Source organism: Staphylococcus gallinarum, assembly GCF_029774255.1.
In the GTDB taxonomy this organism is placed as follows: Bacteria; Bacillota; Bacilli; order Staphylococcales; family Staphylococcaceae; genus Staphylococcus; species Staphylococcus gallinarum.
Map to the genome: position 1 here is coordinate 172615 of NZ_CP069082.1, position 25840 is coordinate 198454.

Here is a 25840-nt window from a genome sequence, read left to right on the forward strand (position 1 = left end):
CTTATTCATTGTGGTATTACTCAATGAAACCGTGGGGGAGCAAAATGAAAAAGATGACATTTCGGTCGTGTATTGTAACTGACTGTAGCGTCACTTTTATATTGATCATTACACAGTTTTAAATGAGGTGAGACAAATGATGGTATTAGTAATGCTATCACCCCTTCTAGTAGTTGGTTTTATAGTGATGGCAATTTTAGAAGAGAAAAAAAGAAACCGTAAGAAATAATTTATGGTAAATATATAAATGAAATGCTGCATTTAGAAACTGATATCAGTTTTTTAGATGCAGTTTTTTTATTGATTATACTGTTACTTAGTATATCTATTACTTTGACAGTAATCACCAAGCTTATAATAAATTAAAGGTTAACTAGTGGAGCTTGATGGTTATCATGAGGAGGTAACACTGAGGGTTGTCTAACGTGAGACATGCGAGATGCTAAATAAATGTTGCTATATCAATGTTTTAGAGTTATGAGAAATGAATGATAATGTCGATACATTATTTAGTAAATGTTTTACATGAAACATTTTTCAAATTATTGAGAAGTAGTATGTATATATTAATTGGTTTTGTCCGGTCAAATTTATGGTTATTAGGTTCCCTTTTTATTACAAACGTAACTATCTCATGTATAATTTTAAGCAAAGGGGGTTATGTTGTGAGTGAAATGTTATATATTTTAGAAACGGTATTATTGCCTATTTTTATTATGATAATTTTAGGATTTATACTGCAGCATAAATTTGATTTAGATTTAAACACTTTAGCAAAGTTAAATATTTATGTCTTTGTACCTGGATTTATTTTTGTTAAATTCTATAAGACCCACTTTGCTTTGAGTTTATTATTTTACATAGTTGTATTTTTTGTATTATACATAATTGTTTTATATATCATTGGGCGATTACTTGCTAAATTTTCAAAAGGTGACAAAGGGGAAGTAACTACTTTGACTAACAGTGTGCTCTTTTTTAATTCTGGAAATTATGGTGTCCCGGTAAATGATCTTGTATTTAAAGGGGATCCATTAGCAATGTCTGTTCAGGTATTGGTGTTATCCATGCAAAATATCTTTACCTTTTCATACGGTGTGTTCGCAATTCAATCATTGCGTATCGGAAAGTTAAAGGCACTATTGGGTTACTTTAAAATGCCTGTACTTTATGCCTTATTATTGGCAATCATCTTGAATTATACGCATGTTCCCATCCCTAAATTTATCTGGACACCTGCAAATTACGTGGCAGACGCTATGATCGCGATTGCTTTGTTGATGTTAGGTGCACAAATTGCGAGAATTAAATTTAGCTTTAAATGGTCTGCAGCATATGCCTTTATTTTTGTAAGACTAGTAATTGGACCAATTATTGCCTGGGGAATTATTGAATTGATGGGACTTGAGGGTGTGATTGCTCAAGCGTTATTCATCACTTCTGCGATGCCAACGTCTGTCAATAGTTCTGTGATTGCCCAAGAATATGATAATCACCCAGAGTTAGCAGCTGAAATTGTCTTTTTATCCACGTTATTAAGTTCTGTGACAGTTGTTGTGGTCATCTACTGCTCAAAGTTATTATTTTAAACCGAATTAATAAACTCATATGTAGTGAATTTATGCTGAATATGCAGTGTTCAAGAAATACTTAAGCATAATCTAACATAGGAATATGTACGAAAAAATGGAGTAGTATCAGTAAATCGATTTGTCCAATCGACATCTGTACTGCTCCATTTCTTTATATCTAAAGCATATGTTTAAGTACAACTTTAGATATTATATTAAAAAGCTATAAATTTAAAATTCTACAACAGAATATTGCTTTAATACTTTTTTGAATGGACTTGGTTCACTTTCGCCGCTTTTAATTTTTTTATTCATTTCTTTATGTTCTTCGACGTGTTCAGGTCTTGCTACCCAAGTTTGGAAATCTTTTTTCTCTTGCCACTTACTAACAATGACATATTCAACTTCATCAGCCTTTGATTTCGTCCACACTTCAGCATCAATGAGCCCTTTAACGTTGTCGTTTAATTCAGCTAAATTCTTTTTGGCTTTATTGTATAATCTATCTTCATTTTCTTTATTTGTAGAAAATGCGACTTCTGTAATAAACATGTATTTCCTCCTAAAGTTAAATATTTATTAATGCTAGCACTTTTAAATTTTTTTCTCTAGTAATTTTAATTGAATTTGATTTTTTATTTAAACGTGTTATAAATATGTCGTATAAAAAATTAAAACGTATAACATGCTATTTTTTATCAAAAAAATACTTTGAAAAGGGACGATGCGCATGATTGATGCAGTATTAGGAATTGATATAGGCACTGGTTCTGTAAAGGTTATAGCTGTAAGTAGGCAAGGAAAGGTCATACAAACTGTGAGCGAACATTTAAAAATGATTCAACCTCAAGCAGGATATAATGAACAACGACCTGATGATTGGGTAAGTGCGACGATTCAGTGTATTAAAAAAATACTACAAGATCCGGAAATGGCGAATGTTAAGGTACATGGCATATCATTATCTGGTCAAATGCACAGTCTTGTAATACTTGATCAACACAATCAACCTATTCGTAATGCAATCTTATGGAACGATACTAGAACGACTGAACAATGCGTAGAAATAAGGCAGAAATTGGGGGACTATGTGTTAGAAAATCCTGTTTTAGAAGGGTTTACGTTAACGAAATTATTATGGATTAAAGCAAATGAACCTGAAAACTGGGCGCAAATTGCTACATTTTTATTACCCAAAGACTATGTTAGATATAAATTGACGGGCAATCTTCATATGGAGTATTCGGATGCATCGAGCACTCTGCTCTTAGATCCTGTGCTAGAAACGTGGTCGGAAGAATTGGCCACGCACTTTACTGTAGATCACATACTTCCGAACCTGGTGGCATCAGAGGATTTTGTTGGCTATGTAACTCCAGAATTAGCTCGGAAATTAGGGTTGAAAGAGGATGTAGCTGTCTTTGCTGGTGGAGGAGATAATGCTTGTGGTGCCTTAGGGGCAGGTGTTATCAAAGACGAACAAACATTATGTAGTATTGGAACTTCTGGTGTTGTATTAAGTTGTGATAGTAATGCAAAGACTCATTATCGACATAATTTGCATTTTTTCAAACATGTTATCCCTAATCAATCCTATGTGATGGGTGTCACACTTGCTGCGGGTGATAGTCTCAATTGGTTGCGTAGTAATATCTTGTATGATGTATCATATGAGCAAATTTTTAAAGAGGCAAATGCATCGGATATAGGGAGTAATGGTTTGTTATTTGCGCCTTATTTATCAGGCGAACGGACACCCCATGGAGATTCGAGTATACGTGGTAGCTTTATCGGGCTCAGTGCATTGCACACTAGGGGTGATATGGCACGTGCAGTAATAGAGGGTATCACCTATTCCTTGTATGAGTCCATTTGTCTATTAAGAGCAAAGGGTAAGGCAATATCAGAGGTGGTGGCCATTGGTGGAGGCGCTAAAAATGATTTCTGGTTACAACTGCAAGCAGATATGTTTAATGCTAAGGTAAAGCGATTGAAGTATGAGGAAGGGCCATGTATGGGAGCGGCTATACTCGCGATTAAAGGTCTAAATTGGTATAACAATTTAGATGCTATCATGGAGTCATTTATCTGTTTTGAGCAAGTATTCTATCCGAATCAGAACAGCCACGAACAATATCAACAATACTTTGAGGTGTATAAAAAAATATATACACAAACGCGTGAATTGACTTCAAGTTTGTTGTCATTATCAAAAAAATAAAAATTTGTTGCTTGAAAATTAAATTTGAAAACTATAGCATAGAGTTAACTTATAATTTATCAAGTGAATTAAGTTGAACTTGAAAATAAATACATAATGAGTTAAGTTTAAATTAATTATATATGTCATTTACATGTGACGTATGCAAGTTTAAAATTTCATAGAAACCACTGGAAGTGCCTTTATTAAAGGCTGAGACCGATGTAGTGACATAGGGATTCCTTGAACCTGATCCAGTTTGTACTGGCGTAGGAAAGTGGCGTTATAAACAATTAGTATTCGTTCATTCAACGTTATTTTTCTACACAGAAAAATAACGTTTTTTTATTTATTAGAGGTGAAAGGCATGTTTGTAGCGATAACAGCAGATAAATATTTAGCAAGAAAGGATATAATGCATTATTTAGCTATTGAAGCACATATTGATTATTTGATTGTTAGAACTCCAATGTCATCAGACGAATTGGTTGATTGGATTAATATGTTGCTACAGTATCAATTTCCTAAAGAAAAAGTAATTATTCATGAAAATATAGATGTTTTAAATCGTTGTGCTTTAACCGCGATTCATTTTAAAGAATATAATAATCAAGATTTATTTTTTAAGCAGCGCTTTCCACATATTCAGGTGAGCAAGTCAACGCACCATAGTAGAATGGTTGCTGAGGCAGCGCAACGTGGTTTAGATTTTGTCTTGTTTAGTCATATCTTTGAAACGAAATCCAAGCCAGGCATAGCACCACGGACAACTGACGAAATTAATGCGGCATTGCAATATGATATTCCAGTGGTCGCGTTAGGTGGCATTAATCATCGAACAATTGCTCAGTTGCCAAATGGCTTTGATGGTATTGCAGGCATCTCACTTTTTGAAAAAGATAATGTTGCACATTTAGAGCAATTGAAGGAGGTGTGGCATGCATATGTATGATGTCATCATTATTGGTTCGGGTGTTATGGGCATGTCGATAGCGAGAGCATTGAGTGAACATTCGGTCCATGTAGCTATAATTGATCGAGATATACCTGGCATGCATGCCTCGTATAAGGCTGGTGGGATGTTAGGTGCACAAAATGAATTTACTCAAGAATCAGCGCTCTATCATATCGCGCGTAAATCACAACAAATGTTTCCAACACTAGCAAGTGAATTATTGGATGAAGTCGCTTTAGATATTGAATATTTAAACAGTGGCTTAATTAAAATAAACGCCTCGAAAGCTGATGCGCATGACATTCAATTGCAGTATCAATTTTTAAAGCAATATAATGACCAGATTGAGTTGCTAACGGATTCAAGATTATGTGAATTGACCAACGCTAAGGTTATGAACAATGGCAAACAAGCGATGTATATACCGGACGATCATCAAGTCAATGCTAATCGATATACGAAAGCACTGCTTGAGTCTATAAAAAGGCGGAACGTGGAACGTTGTTATCATACGGAAGTGCATCATATTGAATCACTTAAACAAGGTTACAAAGTGAAGACACAGAATGGTTCGTTTTATGGTAAAAAGGTTATCGTCGCTGGTGGTGCATGGAGTGGTAGGTTAGTGTCACCCCACTTACAATCGCATAATGTTACAGGTGTCAAAGGTGAAGCGTTACTCGTAGAACACCCAACATTGAATTTGAATACAACGTTATTTATGACGAATGGTTGCTATATCATTCCAAAGTTACAACACCGTTACATGATTGGTGCTACAAGTTACTTTGATGATTACTCTGTCGGAGTGTCGTCGGTAGGAAGAGATTGGCTCTTACATCAAGCATCGACTATTGTACCTCAATTAAAAGATAGTCAGATGCTACATGAATGGTCCGGAATACGACCTTATAGTAAAGAAGAACGTCCAGTTATGGATGAGGTGGCGCAAGATTTGTTTGTTATCACAGGGCATTATCGCAATGGAATCTTATTATCGCCATATATTGGTGCTTTGATGTGTGAATGGTTATTAACTGGGCAACGTCCAGAAGATTTACAAGATTTTAGAATTGAGAGGAGTGTTGACAATGCAATGCATTATTAACGGTGACAGCTTTAAATTTAGCAAAGAGTTAAATATTCAAGAATTGATTCAAGAAATGGGATTAGATGAAAATCGAATCATCGTTGAACACAATGAAGAATTGATTCAACGACAACAGTTTCCTGTTCAAGTGGTAAGAGATCAAGATTGTTTAGAATTATTAGAGTTTGTAGGAGGCGGATAGGATGATTGAAATTGGTAAATTCAAATTAAATTCGAGACTATTATTAGGTACTGGCAAATTTGAGAATGAGGATATACAACAACAATCGATACAAGCATCAGAAACTGAGGTGTTAACATTTGCAGTACGTCGAATGAACCTTTATGACAAAGATTTACCTAACCCACTTGCTCAAGTAGATTTATCAAATTTTGTGACCTTCCCTAATACTGCAGGAGCAAAAACTGCACAAGAAGCGGTACGTATTGCTGAAATTGCGAATCATGCTGGTGTATGTGACATGATTAAAGTTGAGGTGATTGGAGATGATGAAACACTGTTACCTGATCCAATTGAGACTTATGAAGCTTGTAAAATATTATTGGAAAAAGGTTATACAGTATGCCCATATATTTCTAATGATGTCGTGTTAGCTAAACGATTAGAGGAATTAGGTGTCCATGCGATTATGCCGTTAGCTTCTCCAATAGGAACGGGTAGAGGCATTAACAACCCATTGAATTTAAGATATATAATAGAACGTACAAATGTACCGGTGATTGTAGATGCTGGGATTGGTTCTCCAAAAGATGCTTGTCATGCAATGGAACTAGGCGCTGATGCAATCTTATTAAATACGGCGATATCAAGTGCAGAAGATCCAGTTAAAATGGCAGAAGCGATGAAGTTAGGTATCAATGCGGGTAGATTGAGCTTTGAAGCTGGAAGAATTCCAGTGAAATATACAGCACAAGCGTCTAGTCCGACTGAAGGAATTGGATTTTTATAATGAAAAGATACCAACGTCAAGCGATTTATGCACCATTTGGTAAACATGGGCAAAGTCGACTTGAAAACACTCATATCATGATACTTGGTGCAGGTGCGTTGGGGAGTCACTGTGCGGAAATATTAACTCGGATGGGTGCAGGCAGTCTAACCATCATTGATATGGATGTCGTTGAAACATCCAACCTACATCGTCAAGCGATATTTGATGAAATGGATGCTGAACAATTGCAACCAAAAGTAATTGCCCTTGAAAATAAATTAAAGTTGATTAATAGTAATGTGAAAATCACTGCGCTATATCAAGAGCTCACTAATAACAATATTGAAAATTTATTAAAGACGTATCAACCGGATATCGTAATTGATGGAATGGATAACTTTACAATGCGCTTTCTTATTAATGAAGCATGTCATAAATGCCAAATACCTTGGATATATGGAGCGGCAGTGGGAAGTAAAGGTTCAGTGTATGCCATTGACTATACGGGACCTTGCTTTAAATGTTTATTAGAGACCGTTCCTCAAACAGGAGAGAGTTGTGCAATCAATGGTGTATTGCCACCAGTTATTTATCAGGTTGCTAGTATGGAGGTTTCTGAACTATTGAGGTGGCTATCTGGTCATGGCTTTTCTAAAAAGTTAATCACGATGGATAGCTTTACTATTGATGTGAAGACATTAAATATTAGTGGGTTAAAGCAGCATCAGTGCCCAGTCTGTGAACGACAACACTATGAATATTTAAATCAGCCAAGGACCAAACACGTTGAAAAGCAATGTGGGAATACCTATCTATTGCGTTTCAACCCTTCAGTGTTTAATTATGCAACGCTCTTACCTACTACAATTGTTAAGCAAAATGACTTTGCTAAGTTGATGACCTATCAAGGTTATCAAATGACATTATTTAAAGATGGTAGAATGAACGTTTACGGTTTAGACGAAGAAGCGGATGCACAACAACTTTTCCTTACTTTGAATAAAAGCGTTAAATAATCTATTAAATGATCGTAATCATAAAATCGAATAGGCATTAAACACTAAAAAGACTAAACTCTACTGCTAATTTCCTATTTTCTAACTGTATGTTATATAACATAGAGATTAAAGTATGGGAGATTGATAGTACTCAAGTATTTATTTAAATATTGACCGTGAATAATAATTGAGTGCAATCGTAGTGACTTTGTAGATAACTTAGTCTTTTTTTATTATGTAAATAAAAGAAAGTTGTCATTGCAACTAAAGTTCAATAATCCTTCATAAAGTTTTGGCAAATTTGTTAACAGCCCTAATCCTGTTTGAAAACACTATATATTGTGTTTTATATTAAACTAAGACACAACATATAGGAATGAGAGGGGATCAAATGAACAAACTTGAGCAAGATTTAAAACGATTAATAACAAAGGACCCAACGGTCGTTAACGAAAATGCTAATAAAGATAGTGCAACATTTTCAACAATGAGAGATTTGACGGCAGGTGTAGTCTCTAAATCCTATGCCTTAAATTATTTATTACCTGAAAATGTGGCAACTGCACATAAAAAAGGGGAAATACATTTTCACGATTTAGATTATCATCCGTTTCAGCCATTAACAAACTGTTGTTTAATTGATGCTGAAAAAATGCTGTCAGAAGGTTTTCAAATCGGTAATGCTACTGTGACATCACCTAAATCTATACAGACTGCTTCGGCACAATTAGTGCAAATTATAGCAAATGTTTCGAGCAGTCAATATGGTGGATGTACGATTGATCGTGTAGATGAATTGTTAAGTCATTATGTTATTTTTAATGAGCAAAAGCACCGCGAAACAGCAGAAAAATTTGTTACAAAGGACAATATAGATACATATATCGACGAACAGATTACACGTGACATTAAAGACGCAATTGAAAGTTTAGAATATGAAATCAATACGCTATATACTTCAAATGGTCAGACACCATTTGTAACCTTAGGCTTTGGATTAGGAACAGATTGTTATAGCCGTAAGATTCAACAAGCGATCTTAAATACACGTATTAAAGGATTAGGGAAAAATAGAATTACTGCAATCTTCCCTAAATTAGTATTTTCTATTAAAAGAGGTGTCAATTTAGAGCAACAGGACCCAAATTATGATATTAAACAATTGGCATTAGAATGTTCGACAAAGCGTATGTACCCTGATATTTTAAATTATGATAAAACTGTGGAACTATTAGGTGATTTTAAAGCACCAATGGGTTGTCGTTCATTTTTACCATCTTGGAAAGATGAAAATGATAACTTTGAAAATAACGGACGTTGTAATTTAGGGGTCGTAACATTGAATGTACCGCGTATTGCTATTGAGTCTAATGGTGATATCGAGACATTTTGGAAGATTTTCCATAAGCGTATGGAAATTATGCATGATGCATTAGTATATCGCATTGAAAGAATTAAACAAGCAACACCAGATAATGCACCAATTTTATATAAAAACGGTGCATTTAAATACAAATTAAATGATGAGGACACGGTATTTTCGATATTTAATAATAAGCGTGCAACTTTATCTATGGGCTATATTGGTCTTTACGAGGCGGCTACAGTATTTTCTGGACCGAATTGGGAAACACAATCTAAAGCAAAGGCATTTACCTTAGATATATTAAAAGCAATGAAGTCATATCAATTAAAATGGACTGAAACTTACGATATATGGTTTAGTATCTATAGTACACCGAGTGAATCGCTTACAGATAGATTCTGTCGTTTAGATCAAGAAATATTTGGTGACATCCCAGATATTACAGATAAAGGTTATTATACAAATTCATTCCACTATGACGTGCGTAAAGATGTGAGTCCATTTGAGAAAATTGATTTTGAACAAGACTATCCAGTTTATGCAAGCGGTGGTTATATCCATTACTGTGAATATCCAAAATTAAATCACAATTTAAAGGCATTAGAATCTGTATGGGATTATGCATACGATAAAGTAAGTTATCTGGGTACTAATATACCGATTGACCATTGTCATGAATGTGATTTTAAAGGTGACTTTAAAACAACAGAAAAAGGATATCAGTGTCCAGAATGTGGTAACGATAATCCAAAAACTGTAGATGTCGTAAAACGTACTTGTGGTTATTTGGGCAATCCAGTGCAACGACCAACAATTGAAGGACGTCATAAGGAAATTTGTGCACGTGTTAAACATTTGAAAGATAAGACAGTATGACAATCTTAGATTTGATCAACGGACAAGGTTATATTGCAAGAATAGAATCACAAAGTTTCGTTGACGGTGAGGGTGTGCGATGTAGTATTTATGTTTCAGGTTGTCCATTTGCCTGTAAAGGATGTTACAACAAGGCGGCTCAAAATTTTAGATACGGTGAAAGGTTTAATGAGGAAGTCCTAGAGGAAATATTAGAAAATTGTGCTCCAGATTATATAGATGGTTTGAGTATATTAGGTGGTGAGCCATTTTGTAATTTGGATACAACATTGCGTTGTGTGCGTGCATTTCGCCAACGTTTTGGTAACAGTAAGACAATTTGGGTTTGGAGTGGTTTCTTATTTGAGTATTTAGCAAGTGGAAATTCCGAGAGACGTGCATTTTTAGAATTAATAGATGTATTGGTAGATGGCCCATTTATGGCGCATCTTTATCGTTCAAACCTACCTTATAAAGGGTCACTTAATCAACGGATCATTGATGTACAAGCATCATTAACTAATCAACACCTGTGTGAATATATAACAACCTAATAACAATGTAATTATAATGAATTGAATCGCTAATATAACGCGTTAATGAAGTGTTTAGCTTTAACATGAATACAAAAAACTGTCGTCAAATCATTGACGACAGTTTTTTTATGCTGCTTAATCGAGCGTTGTTTATTTGCTTAAATGCTTTTTAACTTCTGGTATAATTTTATCTCCGATGAGTTCGATATTTTTCATGATTTTATCGAATGGGACACCACCAAAATCAATCTGTGCCATAAAGCGTTGATGTTGATAAAGTTCATGTTGATAAAGTATCTTTTCGATAATTTGCTGTGGGCTACCAACCATTAATGCATCTCTATAATCTGGTGCCTGTTCAAACTGTTGTCTTGGATAACCTTGACCACGAATAAATGAAATACCGACATTTAAATGTGGATAATATTCATTTAATGCTGCTTGAGTTGTTTCGGCAGTGTAGAATAAACTCGCAGTAGCCACTGGTAACTTTGTTGGCGCAATATCATGACCGCTTTCTTCAGCAGCTGTACGGTAAGCATCTATTGAATCTTTAAATACTTCTGCAGGACCGCCTAATGTTGTAATCATCATTGGAATACCTTGGTGACCGGCTTTAATTGCGCTTGCTTGACCACCACCGACAGCACGCCAAATTGGTAAAGTATTATCGATTGGACGTGGGAATATCTTCATATTATTTAAATTAGGTCTGAATTTTCCTGACCAAGTTATACGTTCAGATTCATTTAATTGACGCAATAATGCGAGTTTCTCTTCATATAATTCATCATAATCATTAATATCAAGGCCAAACAATTCGAATAATCCAGTACGTGATGCACGACCTGCTACTATTTCTGCACGGCCATGTGAAATTAAATCAAGCGTTGCGAAATCTTCAAAGACTCTGACAGGGTCTGCTGCACTAATAATGGATGATGAGCTTGAAATTTTAATATTTTCAGTAGCTTGGGCAATAGCACCTAAGACAACACTGTGCGCTTGTGTTGTGAAATGTTCTTGGTGACTTTCGCCTACTGCAAACACATCCAATCCAGCTTGATCTGCTAACTTACTGGCTTCGATTAATTCTTTAATACGCTGTTCGTAACTTACTTTTGTGCCGTTATGTGGATTTAATAAGTGATCTCCCAAAGAATAAAGTCCAAATTCAAGTGGTGTGTGTTTATTCATTTCTAATTGTGCCATTATAGGTGCCTCCTTATTTTATAATTCGTGCAAATTTGCTTCTATTTCACTGCGTTGATCTTCCATAAAATCAGGTAAATTTAAATGTTTACCTAAATCTTCAGGTTTAGTATCTACTGTGAACCCAGGATCTTCTGTAGCAAATTCAAATAGAATACGATTATGTCTATAATATAATGATTTAAAGAAATAGCGGTCAATAATACCTGAATTAGGTTTTGAATGTTGATTGATTGTCTCTAATACTGCATTTAAGTCGTCATCTTGCGGCGTAGTTACTGCAATATGGTGTACATATCCTTGACCAGGACGCGCACGTTCACCTTGTTGTTCTATAATAACGAAATCTGTGTACAGTCCTGCGTCATCTAAAGTCATAACAGTCATATGTGCATCATTACCAATTGTGCGGTGATGATAATTTAAGTCTTGCGCTAAAAATTCAATCGTCGGTTTACTATCTCTAACCCTTAATTCGACTGGACCCATTCCAAGTATTTGATGGTGTGATGGCACATCTGTGTAAGGATTTCTACGCCACATTGTTGGGAGGGCATAGTCGTCATTTACTAACAAAATTAAATTTAAACCATCAGGATCCTTGAAATTAATTGCAGGTTGAGATAAATAAGTGATTGCTTCCCAGTGGACGTCATTATCATCTAAGCGAGCTTTGTAATAATCTAAAGCAGCTTGATCAGGTATAAGTAGGGACAAACGATAGATTGAGTCAGTACCAGGACGATTTTGTCCAATATTAGGAATTTCAAAGAAACTTAGTAATGTTCCCGGCGCTCCTAATTCATCGCCGAAGAATAAATGATACATCGTTGGATTATCTTGGTTAACGGATTTTTCTACTAATCGTAATCCGAGTATTTGAGTATAAAAGTCTTTATTGATTTGTGCATTTTTTGTATACATTGAAATATGATGATGACCTGTTACATGCATTTGAAAGCCCCCTAAAATTCAACTAATTAAAATGATTTAATTGCCAATTACCTTATTGAAGAAAAACAAAACATTTTTGGTATAAAAAGTATACTCGATACATATAATATACTACTGATTTGTATAAAATGCAACACCTGTTGTTTATTGCTATAAAAATAGCACCACATCATCGATATATGGGTGCTACTGTTATAATTATTCTGATTGTTTGAAATCTAAATAGTATAAACTAAACTCTAAATCTTTCTTCAAATGATCCTCCAATAAAGAAACTGCTAGTTCAATGTCTCTGTTGAAAAGGGCATCTACAATTGCACGGTGTTCTTCTATTAGTCCTGGTCGTCGTTTGTTAATTACAGTTTGACTAAAGAGGTAAATAAAACTTTTATATTTTTGATAGGTATCTAATATAAATTGGTTATGTGTAGCATGCATAATTTTTTGATGAAACTTATCATTAATGTCGATAATTTTACTTTCTGCTTCATGCTCTATATCAATATCAGTATAACTCCGCAATTCAGCTAAATCGCTAGCAGTATAGACAATAGCTGCTTTTCTTAATGCATGACTTTCCAACAAGATGCGCATTTCAAATATTTGTCTGTATTCTTCTGTTGTAGGAATAAAAATATATGAGTTTTTAATAAAATATTCCAACTCTAATTGTTTTAACGCTTCTCTAACCGGAGTACGACTCACATTATACTTTTTTGCAAGTTTGGCTTCCGTTATTTTTTCATTTTTACTTAATTCACCTGAAATAATGTCATTTCTAATCTTTTCATAAATAGATAATTCATTTGTATTCAATTGATTCACCTCATCATTCATAGTGTACTATAAAAAATTATGGATTAAAATGTATACATTTTATTACTTTTGGTATACACTAACAACTGTAAGCGATTTCAGAAAGGGTGTTCAATCATGAAAGTAGGCTTTATAGGATTAGGAATTATGGGGAAACCCATGGTTAAAAATTTACTAAAATCAAATGTCACAGTATTTGTGAATGATGTAAATAAAGAAGCAGAACAAGAAGTAGCAAAGCTCGGTGCCAAACCAGTATCTTTAGCAAGCATGGCCAGTGAAGTGGAGCATATCATAACCTCACTACCTAATGGTACTATCGTAAAGGCTGTGTTATATAGTGGAGAATCAGCATTGTTGAACTATGATGTTACTCATGTGCAATCAATTATTGATACGAGTTCATTAACACCGAATGAATCTTTAGAAATTAGTAAAGTACTTGAGCATAAACAAATTAAATATATTGACGCTCCTGTTAGTGGAGGTGAACCTTTAGCGATAAGTGGTGAACTATCCGTGATGATTGGATGTGATCCTGATGATGTAGCAAATACTCAGCAAGTTTTAGCGCCTATTGCTGCATCCGTAATACGTGTTGGAGATGTCGGTTCTGGTAGTGTCGTAAAATTGGCAAATCAAATCATCGTAAATACAAATATAGCGGCATTGTCAGAAGCAGTAGTGTTAGCTAAACGTTTCGATATTGATTTAGAGCGTATGCACGAAGCAATCAAAGGTGGACTAGCAGGTTCAAGTGTCATGGAAGCAAAGTTTCCTAAGATGATTGCAGAGGATTATCAACCAGGTGGTACATTGAATATTAATCTAAAAGATATGAAAAACGTGACATCGACAGCAGACACAGTTGGTCTTACCCTACCATTAACAAATCAAGTTAAAGAAATCTATAAATCCGAAGTTGCACATGGTAATGGTCTTAACGATCATTCAGGCATCATAAAATATTTTGAAAAAATAAATCATATGTAGGTGAAATGATGTTAACTAATGAACAAATAAACACAACTTTAAATGACCCTATAGACAAAGGATTAATCAATTTCAAATATAAGATTATTGTACTAGATGATGACCCTACAGGAACACAAACGGTTAAAGATTTACCCGTCTATACAGAGTGGTCACAAGAATTGATAGAAGATGGATTCAAACAAGATAATGCAATGTTCTATATATTAACAAATTCAAGAGCTTTAAATGAAGCACAGACAATTGAATTACATCAACAAATTAGCAAAAATATCGAAGCTGTTTCGCAAAAGCTAGACCATCCCTATATCGTGGTGAGTAGAGGTGACTCTACTTTACGTGGTCACTTTTATCTAGAACCTAAGGTGTTAAGTGAAGCGACGGATCAACAATTTGATGCAGTGTTTTACTTACCTGAATTCTTTGAGGGCAATCGCTTTACATATCATGGTACCCATTACCTAAAGGAAGGAGAGCAATACATCCCTGTTGCGCAAAGTGAGTTTGCAACTGATACTACATTCGGTTATACAGCAACAACAATGGCGGACTTCATTGAAGAGCAGAGTTTAGGTGAAATAGCAGCAAAGGACGTATACCATATTGATTTGGATACGATACGACAACGTGATCAAGCTACGATATGGAATGTATTTGACTCAGTTGCTCATTTCGATGCAGTCGTCGTAGATGCTTTGAATGATGAAGATATGGATTACTTTGTCAGTTGTTTAACGGCTTATCTAACTGAACATAATAAGCAATTTATGTTTAGAACTGCGGCATCATTTGTTAAATCAATGTGCCAAACACCAGGTGAAATCATTAATCTCAATGAACATAGTACGAATGATCATGGTGGTATTATTATCGTTGGCTCCCATGTGAAGAAGACTTCTGCACAATTAAGTCATTTAATAGAACATGTAGCGATTAGCAGTATTGAATTTGATGTAACACAAGTAACGAACGATAAATTGTCAGAGTATATTCAGAAACAAGTAAATCAAGTGGAAAATTTGATAAAGCAAGGACATGATGTAGTCATCTACACCTCGAGAGATGTCATCAAAACAGAAGATCTTAACAATAATTTGAGTATATCGACAAATATTTCTAATGCACTCGTGGCAATTATTCAAGGATTGACTTTACAGCCTCGCTTTATCATTGCTAAAGGCGGTATTACTTCTAGTGATGTGGCGACAAAAGGTTTAAACATTAAGAAGGCTAAAGTAATAGGGCAAATTACACAAGGTGTACCAGTTTGGTTGACTGGTGACGAAGCGAAATACAGTCATATGCCGTATGTTATTTTCCCGGGAAATATTGGCGAGGAAAGTACTTTGACAGAAGTTTATCAGATTAATTCAAAAGATAGAGAGAAATAGAAAGTAGGGGTTCATATGATGGGAGAAATTTGGCCACTCGTTGCAGTCGTTATAGGTGTAATCGTATTGTTGATATTGATTATGGGATTGAAACTTAATACATTTATCGCTTTAATTATTACATCTATGGTGACAGGTATATTACTTGGTATGAGGCTAGATACAATTGTCACAACAATTGAAAAGGGTATGGGTGACACCTTAGGACACATCGCTATTATATTCGGTTTGGGTTCAATATTAGGGAAATTATTATCCGATGGTGGTGGTGCAACAAGAATTGCAGATACATTGATTAATGTATTCGGTAAAAAGTATGTTACATGGGCAATGATTATTGCTTCATTTATCATAGGTATTTCATTATTTTTAGAAGTTGCATTTGTACTATTGGTACCATTGGTATTTACACTTGCGAAACGCATGAAAATATCGAATCTTAAAGTAGGTTTACCTATGGGAACATCGATAGCAGTAACGCATGGATTTTTACCACCGCATCCCGGTCCTGTTGCAATTTCTGAAGCGGTACATGCAAATATTGGTCATGTATTAATGTATGGAATCATTATTGGTATACCATTAGCTGCCATCGTTGGTGGAATCTTTCCAAGAATTGCTCTGAAAATTGCACCGTCTGCTTTCGAACGTTTAGGTAATCAAGCTGCAGTAGGTGAAGTAAAGGTGCTGAAACATGATCAATTACCAAGTTTTGGTATCAGCTTATTGACTGCATTGTCTCCAGTTATATTAATGTTACTCGCAACAGTTGTGCAATTAGTCACTGGTAATGAGGATGGACATGCTAAAGGCCTAGAAGGGTTTATTTACTTTATTGGAACCTCAGTAACTGCAATGTTGATCGCAGTATTATTTGCCATTTATACGATGGGTATACGCAGAAAACAAAGTATGAAAGAAATTATGGATACAGTAACTAATGCCATTACACCTATTGCAATGTTAATCTTAATTATCGGTGGTGGCGGCACTTTCAAACAAATACTAATTGATGGTGGCGTTGGTGATACGATTTCAGAAATATTTAAAGGCAGTGAGATGTCACCTCTGATACTAGCTTGGTTGGCTGCAGCATTATTACGTACTGCTTTAGGTTCTACTACCGTAGCAGCAATATCTTCAGTAGGCATAGTCTTACCTTTATTACAAACAACAGACGTAAATCTGTCATTGGTCGTATTAGCGATTGGAGCGGGAAGTATATTTTGCTCGCATGTTAATGATGCTGGATTTTGGATGTTTAAAGAATACTTTGGTTTAACAATCAAGGAAACTTTTTTAACATGGACATTATTAGAATCAATACTATCCGTTGTTGGTTTGGGCTTTATTTTAATATTAAATTTAGTAATTTAATCATACGCTTTATATTAGTGAAAATCTTTGTACACACATCATTTGAGGTACGAAGATTTTTTTAGTTACCTAGCCGATTACATTGACTTAATCTTCAGAAAATGGTAATTTATTACCTATTAAATCAATCGGAATAATAAACGATTTGGAGGAGTCAAAATGGGGAGAATGAAATTAGGTCTTTTTTTAGCAGGTTACGGGCATCATTTAGCGAGCTGGCGCCATCCAAAGTCAGTAGAACAAGGTCCAGTTGATATTGACCATATTGTAAATATCAGTAAAATTGCAGAACGTGGTAAATTCGATTTAGTCTTTTTATCAGATGCTTTATATATAGATGAAACGGCACATCCAGATTTGATGAGTCGCTTAGATCCATTCACATTAATGACGATTATAGCGAGAGAAACATCAGATATTGGCTTAGCAGCAACGGTTTCGACAACGTATTCACAACCGTTTCACTTGGCGCGTGCATTTAGTTCATTAGATCATGTCAGTGGGGGACGTGCAGCATGGAATGTTGTGACTTCAGCAGTCAATAGTACAGCGCAAAACTTTAATGGTACTGTCAATGTAGAACATGGATTGAGATATGAACAAGCAGGTGAATTCGTGGATGTTGCCAATAAGTTATGGCATTCATGGGAACAGGATGCATTTGTTAAAGACAAGGAACGCGGCGTTTTTGTCGATCAATCCAAATTACAACCAATCAATCATGAAGGCAAATACTATAAAGTGAAAGGTCCACTTAATTTAGAACGTTCACCTCAAGGTAGCCCGTTATTGATTCAAGCTGGTTCTTCATCAGCAGGTACGGATTTAGCATCACGAGTCGCTGATGTAGTATTTACTGCACAAACGAGTGCCGATGAAGCAAAGCACTTTAATGATGGCTTAAGAGATAAAATTGAACAACGCGGTCGTAAACAGACAGACGTATCTATTATGCCAGGTCTATTTCCAGTAATCGGTGATACAGAAGAGGAAGCACAAGCGAACTATGAAGAATTACAAGATTTAATCTTACCTGAAGAAGGGTTAAAGTTATTATCTCCATATGTAGGAGATGTAGATTTATCCAAATATGATTTGAAAATCCCATTTGAGCAAGTGGAGTCTTCCGATGGTAACGGTATTAAAAGTAGATACGAATTGATTAAAAAAGAAGCAATGGAACAAAATTTAACATTAGAAGATGTAATGAAGAAAATTGCTGGAGCAAGAGGTCACTTTATGGTAGTCGGGACACCAGAACAAATCGCTGATACTATGCAATATTGGTACGAACAAGGTGCAGCAGATGGTTTTAATATTATGCCACCACTATTACCGACACAATTGGAATTATTTGTTGATAAAGTAGTACCAATCTTACAACAACGCGGGTTAGCACAGACAGAATACGTTGCAGGGACTTTGAAAGAAAAGTTTGGCCTGGAAAACGATTAGCGACCAGATGAAATGACGTATTTGAAATGACGTATTTGAAAAACGATATCTAATGAATAACGCTCTCACTGCGTATGGCAGTGAGAGCGTTATTTTGTATGATTAAATTTCAGCTAAACAAAAATCTAGCCAATCAATATAAGATTGTTCACGTAAAAGGGCCTTCTTTAATATCAAAATGTGTTGCAAATCTGATTTAGCATCCAATTGATTGTAAATTGCTTTCAAATGCATTAACTTTTCTTCTTTCTCAATTTTCTTTTGGGTGAGCAATTGATGCTTGCTTTCGTCTTCAAGACTATCAAAAAAGTAAACCTTTATTGCAAAAGGGTCTTTATTACTTTCATCTTCTTCAGCATTTTCAATCCAATGAAATAGTGTTGTTCTTCCTAAATCGGTAATGCTATAAATCTTTTTAGTCACTTTACTTGTCTCATCAATATTTGAAATATAAATATGTTCACTCTGCAGTAATTTTTTAAGCTCATTATAAATTTGACTATGTTTAGCATTCCAAATTTCACCAATGACTTCACTAAATGATTTATAAATTTCATACCCAGTAAGAGAGTGATTATTGAGTAATCCTAAAATTGTATATTGAAGCACATTTTTCATAAAGTTCCTCCTGTGTTCTTTGACAGAATCAGTGTATAGGATTATCATGTAAATGTAAACATGTAATTAATTACATGTTTTAGAAGGAGGAAATGTTTATGAATACACTAAAAGACTTTATTGGAGCACATATGATTTACACATACGACAATGGTTGGGAGTATGAAATGTATGTGAAAAATGAAAACACAATTGATTATCGAATCCATTCAGGTATGGTTGCCGGTCGTTGGGTAAAAGATCAACAGGCGGACATTGTTCAAATTATTGCAGGTGTCTATAAAATTTCTTGGACAGAGCCAACAGGCACAGACGTCTCACTCAATTTCGTTCCAGACCAAAATATTATGCACGGCGTGATCTTTTTCCCGAAATGGGTACATGAACGTCCAGATATCACAGTATGTTACCAAAATGATTATATTGATTTGATGGAAACATCTAGAGAAAAATATGACACATATCCAAAATATGTTGTTCCTGAATTCGCTACAATTACTTATGTTGGACAACCCGGTACCAACAATGAGCAAGTTATTGCTGAGGCGCCATATAATGGAATGACTCAAGATATCAGAGATGGCAAATTTGCTATGTTAAATAACTAGAAAGTAGAGTTGTCTACTAATGATGGAAAAAATATTTGAAATTTCAATGTATGTTGAAGAACCAATCGTGGTTGGACAAGATGCACAAGTTGGCAGACGTCAATTGATACCGATAGTCTCAGGTACAGTGAAGAGTAACCAACATTCTGGTCACGTATTGCCAGGTGGTGTTGATAGCCAATGTATTGATCCAACAGGAAAATGTACGTTGTCCGCAAGATATGCTATTCAGTTAAATGATGGTGCGACAATTTATATTGAAAACAATGGTATTAGAACAGTACCTGAAAGTTATAAAGAAAGTGTAATAAATGGTGGGTTTGTAGATTCTGAAGTGTATTATTTTCGTACTACGCCCACCTTTGAAACCTATAATACGTCATATAAATGGCTAATGGAAAAGATATTTGTCGGTTATGCGACTAGAACAACAGACCGAGTTCTATTAACGATTTATATGGTTTAATACGACAGGTTGAAATTTTATGATACAATTTCAACTTTAAAACTACATCATAATGTGTTCTATGGATTACTATATTTAAGGATGATTACAGTGAATGCATAATGTATACGTAGTTAATCAATGAAAAAATGGCAATTTCTACTAAAAATATGGTAGAGATTGCCATTTTTTATGTTGAATATTTATGGCGTACATATGAATTTGATAATGATTTATATAATAGGGTATGTGAGAAGAATATTTCTGAATAACAAGTGACAATCAAATTAAAGGTGGCTATTATAATGATTCTAGAAGCGGCAATATTAAATGTAAAAGAGGATAAAATTGGTGGTTTTGAAGAAACTTTTAGAGAAGCATCAAAAATTATCGCGACAATACCGGGTTATATTCAACATACGTTAAATAAATGTATAGAACAAGAAGGGAAATATTTATTACTCGTCGAATGGCAAAGTCTAGAAGACCATACTATTGGTTTTCGAGAATCCGAAGCATACACAACTTGGAAATCATTATTGCATCATTATTATGAACCGTTTCCTAATGTAGAACACTTTGAAAAAGTAGATTTATAAAAGCAATAACTTAATAGATGTACTAGTAACAGATGAAATAACAGGCGAAAGTTTACTAGCGCACAAATATTGACGTTCCGATAAGCATATCGGGACGTTTTTTTGATGTTGTAAATAAGTTTGTGATACTATGCTAAATATTTTTAAAAATTCAATAAATTCAGAAATTATATTGACGCTTAAAAGATAATGACCTATAATTTCATTATTCTTATTAGAATGGTAAGGATTGATGGAGGAGGATACAGATTGATTGAATTTGAGAAGGTAAATAAAGTATTTCATAAGAAAAAAGAACGTATCCACGCTTTGAAAGATATATCATTTACTGTTAATAAGAATGATATATTTGGCGTAATTGGATATAGCGGTGCCGGGAAAAGCACCTTAGTTCGATTGGTAAATCAATTGGAACGCGTGAGTGAAGGTAAGGTTATCGTCGATGGACATGAGTTAGATACATATAAAGAAAAAGAATTAAGAAATGTAAAAAAGGAAATAGGCATGATATTTCAACATTTTAATTTGTTGAATTCCAGTACAGTATATAAAAATATTGCAATGCCATTGATACTAAGCGGAGTAGATAAAGCTGAAATCAAACAAAAGGTCGAAGAAATGCTCGCTTTTGTTAATTTGTCAGATAAGATGTATCAATACCCCGATGAACTGTCAGGTGGACAAAAGCAAAGAGTTGCAATTGCCCGTGCTTTGGTTACAAATCCTAAGATATTACTGTGTGACGAAGCAACAAGTGCGCTTGATCCAGCAACGACGAGTTCAATATTAGATTTGTTAAAGCGTGTTAATGAAACATTTGGCGTAACTATTCTAATTATTACGCATGAAATGGGCGTAATTCAAAAGATTTGTAACAGAGTAGCTGTTATGGAGAAAGGGGAAGTCGTTGAGATTGGCAATGTTAAAGAGGTGTTTAGCCGCCCACAAACGACTACAGCACAAAACTTTGTCTCGACGGTTATTAATACAGAACCGTCAGAGTCTTTAAAGCATACCTTTAATCAACGTACAGATAATAATTATATTGATTATCGATTATTTTTAGAAACTGAACAGATAGAACAACCAATTATTAATGAATTAACACAACGTTATCAGGTAGAAGTAAACGTATTATTCTCATCCATGTCTACCATACAAGACGATACAGTTTGTTATCTATGGTTGCGTTTTGAAACAGATCAACATTTCAACCAGGAAACGATTGAGTTTTACTTTAAAAATAAAGCAATAACATTTGAGGAGGTGTAGTCATATGCTTGGTTCGAGTATTGATAGTGCGCAGTTATTTGAATCTTTATATCAAACCTTATATATGGTTACTGTCTCATTAATTATAGGTTCGATTATAGGTATACCATTAGGCATTTTATTAGTTGCGACGCGAAAAAAAGGTATATGGCCGAATGCAATAGTGCATCAAATTTTAAATCCAATTATTAATATTTTAAGGTCGATACCATTTATCATTTTATTGATTTCTATTGTACCTTTTACCAAATTATTAGTTGGAACTTCTATAGGAACAACAGCTGCAATAGTACCATTAACGGTTTATGTAGCTCCGTATATCGCACGACTTGTAGAAAATTCATTACTAGAAGTAGATGAAGGTATCGTCGAAGCGGCGAAAGCAATGGGTGCATCACCTGTTCAAATTATTTGGCACTTCTTATTACCAGAAGCATTAGGCTCATTAGTATTAGCGATTACAACTGCCATTATTGGATTAGTTGGAGCTACCGCTATGGCCGGTGCTGTTGGTGGCGGTGGTATAGGTGACTTAGCGCTTGTATATGGTTATCAACGCTTTGATACATTAGTCATTATCATTACAGTCGTTGTATTAGTGATTATTGTACAAATTATACAAACACTTGGAAATTACTTATCTAAAAAAATTAGACGAAATTAATGAGGGGGATTTATTAGTAATGAAAAAGTTATTAGTCTTAATTGTTTCAGTATTATTTATATTAGCAGCGTGTTCTGGTGGAAAAGAAAAGGTTACCGTCGGAGTAGCATCAAATGACACTAAAGCATGGGAAAAAGTAAAAGAATTAGCGAAAGACGAAGACATTGACTTAGAAATTAAACAATTTTCAGATTATAACGTACCAAACAAGGCATTAAGTGATGGGGATATTGATATGAATGCCTTTCAACACTTTGCCTTTTTAAATGAATATAAAAAGGCTCACAAAGATGCAGATATTTCAGCAGTTAGTACAACAGTATTGGCCCCATTAGGTATTTACTCAGATGATATTAAAGATATTAAAAAAGTAAAAAATGGAGCCAAAGTCATCGTGCCAAATGATGTCTCTAACCAAGCACGTTCATTGAAATTATTAGAAGCTGCAGGATTAATTAAATTAGATAAAAACTTCGGATTAAGTGGATCAATTAAAGATATTAAATCAAATCCTAAAAATCTAAAAATTAAAGCAGTAGATGCACAACAAACAGCTAGAGCTTTGTCAGATGTTGATTTATCAGTTATTAATAATGGGGTAGCGACTAAAGCAGGTTTAGATCCGAAAAAGGACCCTATATATACTGAAGACTCAAAAAATGATGCAGTAAAACCATATATCAATGTCATTGCCACAAAAGATGACAAGCAAAATGATAAAACATACAAAAAAATCATTAAACTATATCATTCAAAAGAAGCACAACAAGCACTTAAAAAAGATACAAAGGATGGAGAATATCCTGTAGATTTATCTAAAAAAGAAATCAAGAAAATTGAAGATAGTTTAGAGAAATAAGTGTAAATTAACGACTTAGAAAATAGTGTGATTAATTTTTTAAACTATAGAATAAGGTCATAAATATATTAAAAAAAGAGCTCATCCATTTGGATGAGCTCTCTTTTGATTATTGTCATTAAAAATGATTGATTAATAATATCTAAAACCAAAGAAATTCATGATGAAATCCATCCACAGTCCTCCTCTCTCTACGTTTTGTGAGTTTTATTATATCATTATATTAAAATATATCAATAAAATTGTATAATAAAATTATAGAAAATGAAGGTGGATATATCGTGTGATATGAAATTGCCTTTGTGGAATGAATGTGTTTTTTATATAGGTTTATTTTGCCAATAATATTAGTAAGTGAAGACACTAATTCCAAATAAACATCATAATTTCATAAAGTATGCGTCTTGTAAGTAGCATTATTTAAATTAATTAGGAATGGTTGGAACTTCAGATATTAATTTTTGAGTGTATGGGGCTTGTGGATGTTCAATGATACTTTCTGCATCATTAAGTTCTACAATATTACCATTTTGCATTACTGCAATACGATCACACATTTCCTTTATCACACCCATATCATGTGTAATAAATATATAAGTAATTTCCATTTCATCTTGAATACTTTTAAGTAACTGAATAATTTCTTTTTGAACGGAAACATCTAATGCTGATACAGCTTCATCACAGACGATTATTTTCGGATTAATAGCAATTGCACGAGCAATACTCACTCTCTGTCGTTGCCCACCTGATAGTTCATGAGGGAAACGATATAGAAATGCTTCGTCTAAACCAACCTTTAGCAGAAGTTCTTTTACGCGTTCTTTTAAATGGTGTTCATTTGTCACTAAATTATGAATTTTCAAAGGACGTCCGATTATATCGATTACTTTAAATCTAGGATTTATCGAAGCAAATGGATCCTGGAAAATCATTTGTATATCTTTTCGTAATGGTTGCATTTCTTTAGAATTGAATAAACTCAATGGAATATCCTTATACCAAACATAGCCGTCTGAAACAGAATTAAGTCCTACTACAGTCTTTGCCAATGACGACTTTCCTGATCCAGATTCACCAACGATACCTAATGATTCACCTTTTTTAATTTCTAAGTCAATGTGCTTAACAGCTTTAAAGGTATCATTAATTCCTATTGGATATTCTACACTGACATCTTCAAATTTTAGAATAATTTCATCGCTAATTTGTCTTGGAGTTTTGGGAGCAAGTAAATTTGGTACTGAATTTATAAGTTTCTGTGTATATGCTGATGTTGGATTATTAAAAACACTGCTTACAGAACCTGATTCTACTACTTCACCTTGCTTCATAACGATCATTTCATCGCAAAATTGATAAACGACACCTAAATCGTGTGTAATAAAAATTATAGAAGTATCGATATAATCATATAAATCTTTCATTAATTCTAATAATTGATTTTGAGTGCTAACATCTAAGGCTGTCGTTGGCTCATCTGCAATTAAAATTTGTGGTTCTAGAACAAGTGCCATAGCAATCATTACACGTTGACGCATACCACCAGAAAATTCATAAGGATACGCGTTAAAATTACGTTCTATGTCCTGTATACCAACTTTTTGTAAAATATCTAACGCCATTGCTTTTGCTTGTCGCTTATTTATTTTTTTATGTTGAAGTATGACCTCGGTAATTTGTTTTCCGATTGTAGTTCTAGGATTGAGTGATGATATAGGATCTTGGAAAATCATCGCAATATCTTTACCCCGAATTTTTTGAAAGGCTTTACTATTAAATTGAGTTAGGTTTTGGCTATTAAACGAAATCTCTCCAGATATGACAGGAGCGGGAGAATCTGGCAGTAGACCCATGATTGATTTAGCAGTAATACTTTTACCAGAACCAGATTCCCCAACTATTCCCAATATTTTTTTCTTATCTAATTTGAAACTTACATTTTTGACTGCGTTAATTGAATTATTGCCTTGATTGAACGTCACACCTAAGTTTTTAACTTCTAATAATGGTGGCATGTGGCAGTCCTCCCTATTCACAAATATATGTTTTT

The 25840-nt window shown here is 34.3% G+C and carries 25 protein-coding genes, 1 pseudogene and 1 riboswitch; of the genes and pseudogenes, 20 read left to right on the top strand and 6 right to left on the bottom strand.

Features of this window, described 5'->3' with window-relative positions; translation table 11 throughout:
• Positions 1-139: 139 nt before the first annotated feature.
• Together JN168_RS00735 and JN168_RS00740 are read left to right on the top strand one after the other, a co-directional pair.
• Positions 140-226: pseudogene (locus JN168_RS00735) on the top strand (hypothetical protein); the annotation flags it as partial.
• Between the two features lie 439 nt (positions 227-665).
• Positions 666-1589 carry an AEC family transporter gene (locus tag JN168_RS00740; RefSeq protein ID WP_042739572.1) on the top strand — a complete coding sequence of 308 codons (924 nt, stop codon included), beginning with the start codon at positions 666-668 and terminating at the stop codon, positions 1587-1589.
• A 213-nt stretch (positions 1590-1802) separates the two neighbouring features.
• On the opposite strand, the gene JN168_RS00745 is transcribed toward JN168_RS00740, so the two are convergent.
• On the bottom strand, positions 1803-2123 hold the full coding sequence (locus JN168_RS00745; protein ID WP_042739573.1) for an antibiotic biosynthesis monooxygenase family protein: 321 nt from the start codon (positions 2121-2123) through the stop codon (positions 1803-1805).
• A 178-nt stretch (positions 2124-2301) separates the two neighbouring features.
• Between JN168_RS00745 and xylB the strand changes: the two genes are divergently transcribed.
• From xylB to nrdG, 8 genes are all read left to right on the top strand, one after another.
• A complete protein-coding gene (gene xylB, locus JN168_RS00750; RefSeq protein WP_279526066.1) occupies positions 2302-3792 on the top strand; it encodes a xylulokinase in 1491 nt (496 codons plus the stop codon).
• Between the two features lie 162 nt (positions 3793-3954).
• Positions 3955-4064: riboswitch (TPP riboswitch) on the top strand.
• 74 nt (positions 4065-4138) lie between these two features.
• Entirely contained in the window at positions 4139-4723 is a 585-nt protein-coding gene (locus JN168_RS00755) for a thiamine phosphate synthase (protein WP_232162652.1), read from the top strand.
• Positions 4716-5834 carry an NAD(P)/FAD-dependent oxidoreductase gene (locus tag JN168_RS00760; protein WP_279526262.1) on the top strand — a complete coding sequence of 373 codons (1119 nt, stop codon included), beginning with the start codon at positions 4716-4718 and terminating at the stop codon, positions 5832-5834. The genes JN168_RS00755 and JN168_RS00760 overlap by 8 nt, the downstream gene beginning before the upstream one ends.
• Positions 5818-6018, top strand: a complete 201-nt coding sequence (gene thiS, locus JN168_RS00765) for a sulfur carrier protein ThiS (RefSeq protein ID WP_042739576.1) — start codon at positions 5818-5820, stop codon at positions 6016-6018. The genes JN168_RS00760 and thiS overlap by 17 nt, the downstream gene beginning before the upstream one ends.
• 1 nt (position 6019) lies before the next feature.
• A complete protein-coding gene (locus JN168_RS00770) occupies positions 6020-6787 on the top strand; it encodes a thiazole synthase (RefSeq protein WP_279526067.1) in 768 nt (255 codons plus the stop codon).
• Entirely contained in the window at positions 6787-7785 is a 999-nt protein-coding gene (locus JN168_RS00775; RefSeq protein ID WP_279526068.1) for a ThiF family adenylyltransferase, read from the top strand. Before JN168_RS00770 ends, JN168_RS00775 begins: the two co-directional genes overlap by 1 nt.
• A gap of 373 nt (positions 7786-8158) precedes the next feature.
• On the top strand, positions 8159-10009 hold the full coding sequence (nrdD, locus tag JN168_RS00780; protein ID WP_279526069.1) for an anaerobic ribonucleoside-triphosphate reductase: 1851 nt from the start codon (positions 8159-8161) through the stop codon (positions 10007-10009).
• The gene (gene nrdG, locus JN168_RS00785) at positions 10006-10542 is read left to right on the top strand and encodes an anaerobic ribonucleoside-triphosphate reductase activating protein (protein WP_042739580.1); all 537 of its coding nucleotides are present in this window, start codon (positions 10006-10008) and stop codon (positions 10540-10542) included. The genes nrdD and nrdG overlap by 4 nt, the downstream gene beginning before the upstream one ends.
• A gap of 132 nt (positions 10543-10674) precedes the next feature.
• On the opposite strand, the gene JN168_RS00790 is transcribed toward nrdG, so the two are convergent.
• The 3 genes from JN168_RS00790 to JN168_RS00800 form a co-directional block, all read right to left on the bottom strand.
• Complete coding sequence (locus JN168_RS00790) at positions 10675-11736, bottom strand: LLM class flavin-dependent oxidoreductase (RefSeq protein ID WP_042739581.1); 1062 nt, start codon at positions 11734-11736, stop codon at positions 10675-10677.
• Positions 11737-11754: 18 nt separating this feature from the next.
• Positions 11755-12690 (bottom strand): VOC family protein, encoded by a 936-nt coding sequence (locus JN168_RS00795; protein WP_042739582.1) that lies wholly within the window; start codon positions 12688-12690, stop codon positions 11755-11757.
• Positions 12691-12888: 198 nt separating this feature from the next.
• The gene (locus JN168_RS00800) at positions 12889-13515 is read right to left on the bottom strand and encodes a GntR family transcriptional regulator (protein WP_229366652.1); all 627 of its coding nucleotides are present in this window, start codon (positions 13513-13515) and stop codon (positions 12889-12891) included.
• 108 nt (positions 13516-13623) lie between these two features.
• On the opposite strand from JN168_RS00800, the gene JN168_RS00805 reads away from it, so the two are divergent.
• From JN168_RS00805 to JN168_RS00820, 4 genes are all read left to right on the top strand, one after another.
• On the top strand, positions 13624-14499 hold the full coding sequence (locus tag JN168_RS00805; protein ID WP_279526070.1) for an NAD(P)-binding domain-containing protein: 876 nt from the start codon (positions 13624-13626) through the stop codon (positions 14497-14499).
• 8 nt (positions 14500-14507) lie between these two features.
• Positions 14508-15890 carry a four-carbon acid sugar kinase family protein gene (locus JN168_RS00810; protein WP_279526071.1) on the top strand — a complete coding sequence of 461 codons (1383 nt, stop codon included), beginning with the start codon at positions 14508-14510 and terminating at the stop codon, positions 15888-15890.
• A gap of 15 nt (positions 15891-15905) precedes the next feature.
• Positions 15906-17267, top strand: coding sequence for a gluconate:H+ symporter (locus JN168_RS00815; protein ID WP_107511943.1), 1362 nt, complete (start codon positions 15906-15908; stop codon positions 17265-17267).
• Between the two features lie 159 nt (positions 17268-17426).
• Positions 17427-18722: an LLM class flavin-dependent oxidoreductase gene (locus JN168_RS00820; RefSeq protein WP_279526072.1), complete on the top strand. Its 1296-nt coding sequence runs from the start codon at positions 17427-17429 to the stop codon at positions 18720-18722.
• 102 nt (positions 18723-18824) lie between these two features.
• Here JN168_RS00820 and JN168_RS00825 read toward each other — a convergent pair whose 3' ends face one another.
• A complete protein-coding gene (locus JN168_RS00825; RefSeq protein ID WP_279526073.1) occupies positions 18825-19340 on the bottom strand; it encodes a PadR family transcriptional regulator in 516 nt (171 codons plus the stop codon).
• Between the two features lie 98 nt (positions 19341-19438).
• Here JN168_RS00825 and JN168_RS00830 point away from each other — a divergent pair, with 98 nt between their 5' ends.
• The 6 genes from JN168_RS00830 (at position 19439) to gmpC (ending at position 23787) form a co-directional block, all read left to right on the top strand.
• The gene (locus tag JN168_RS00830) at positions 19439-19948 is read left to right on the top strand and encodes a phenolic acid decarboxylase (protein WP_042739589.1); all 510 of its coding nucleotides are present in this window, start codon (positions 19439-19441) and stop codon (positions 19946-19948) included.
• A gap of 19 nt (positions 19949-19967) precedes the next feature.
• Positions 19968-20414: a DUF3237 domain-containing protein gene (locus tag JN168_RS00835; RefSeq protein ID WP_042739590.1), complete on the top strand. Its 447-nt coding sequence runs from the start codon at positions 19968-19970 to the stop codon at positions 20412-20414.
• Between the two features lie 284 nt (positions 20415-20698).
• Entirely contained in the window at positions 20699-20992 is a 294-nt protein-coding gene (locus JN168_RS00840) for an antibiotic biosynthesis monooxygenase family protein (RefSeq protein WP_107527020.1), read from the top strand.
• A gap of 249 nt (positions 20993-21241) precedes the next feature.
• Entirely contained in the window at positions 21242-22264 is a 1023-nt protein-coding gene (locus JN168_RS00845; RefSeq protein WP_279526074.1) for a methionine ABC transporter ATP-binding protein, read from the top strand.
• A gap of 4 nt (positions 22265-22268) precedes the next feature.
• Positions 22269-22928, top strand: a complete 660-nt coding sequence (locus JN168_RS00850; RefSeq protein WP_042739599.1) for a methionine ABC transporter permease — start codon at positions 22269-22271, stop codon at positions 22926-22928.
• Between the two features lie 19 nt (positions 22929-22947).
• Positions 22948-23787, top strand: coding sequence for a dipeptide ABC transporter glycylmethionine-binding lipoprotein (gene gmpC / locus JN168_RS00855; RefSeq protein WP_042739600.1), 840 nt, complete (start codon positions 22948-22950; stop codon positions 23785-23787).
• 425 nt (positions 23788-24212) lie between these two features.
• Here gmpC and JN168_RS00860 read toward each other — a convergent pair whose 3' ends face one another.
• Entirely contained in the window at positions 24213-25805 is a 1593-nt protein-coding gene (locus JN168_RS00860; RefSeq protein ID WP_232155151.1) for a dipeptide ABC transporter ATP-binding protein, read from the bottom strand.
• Positions 25806-25840: the final 35 nt, after the last annotated feature.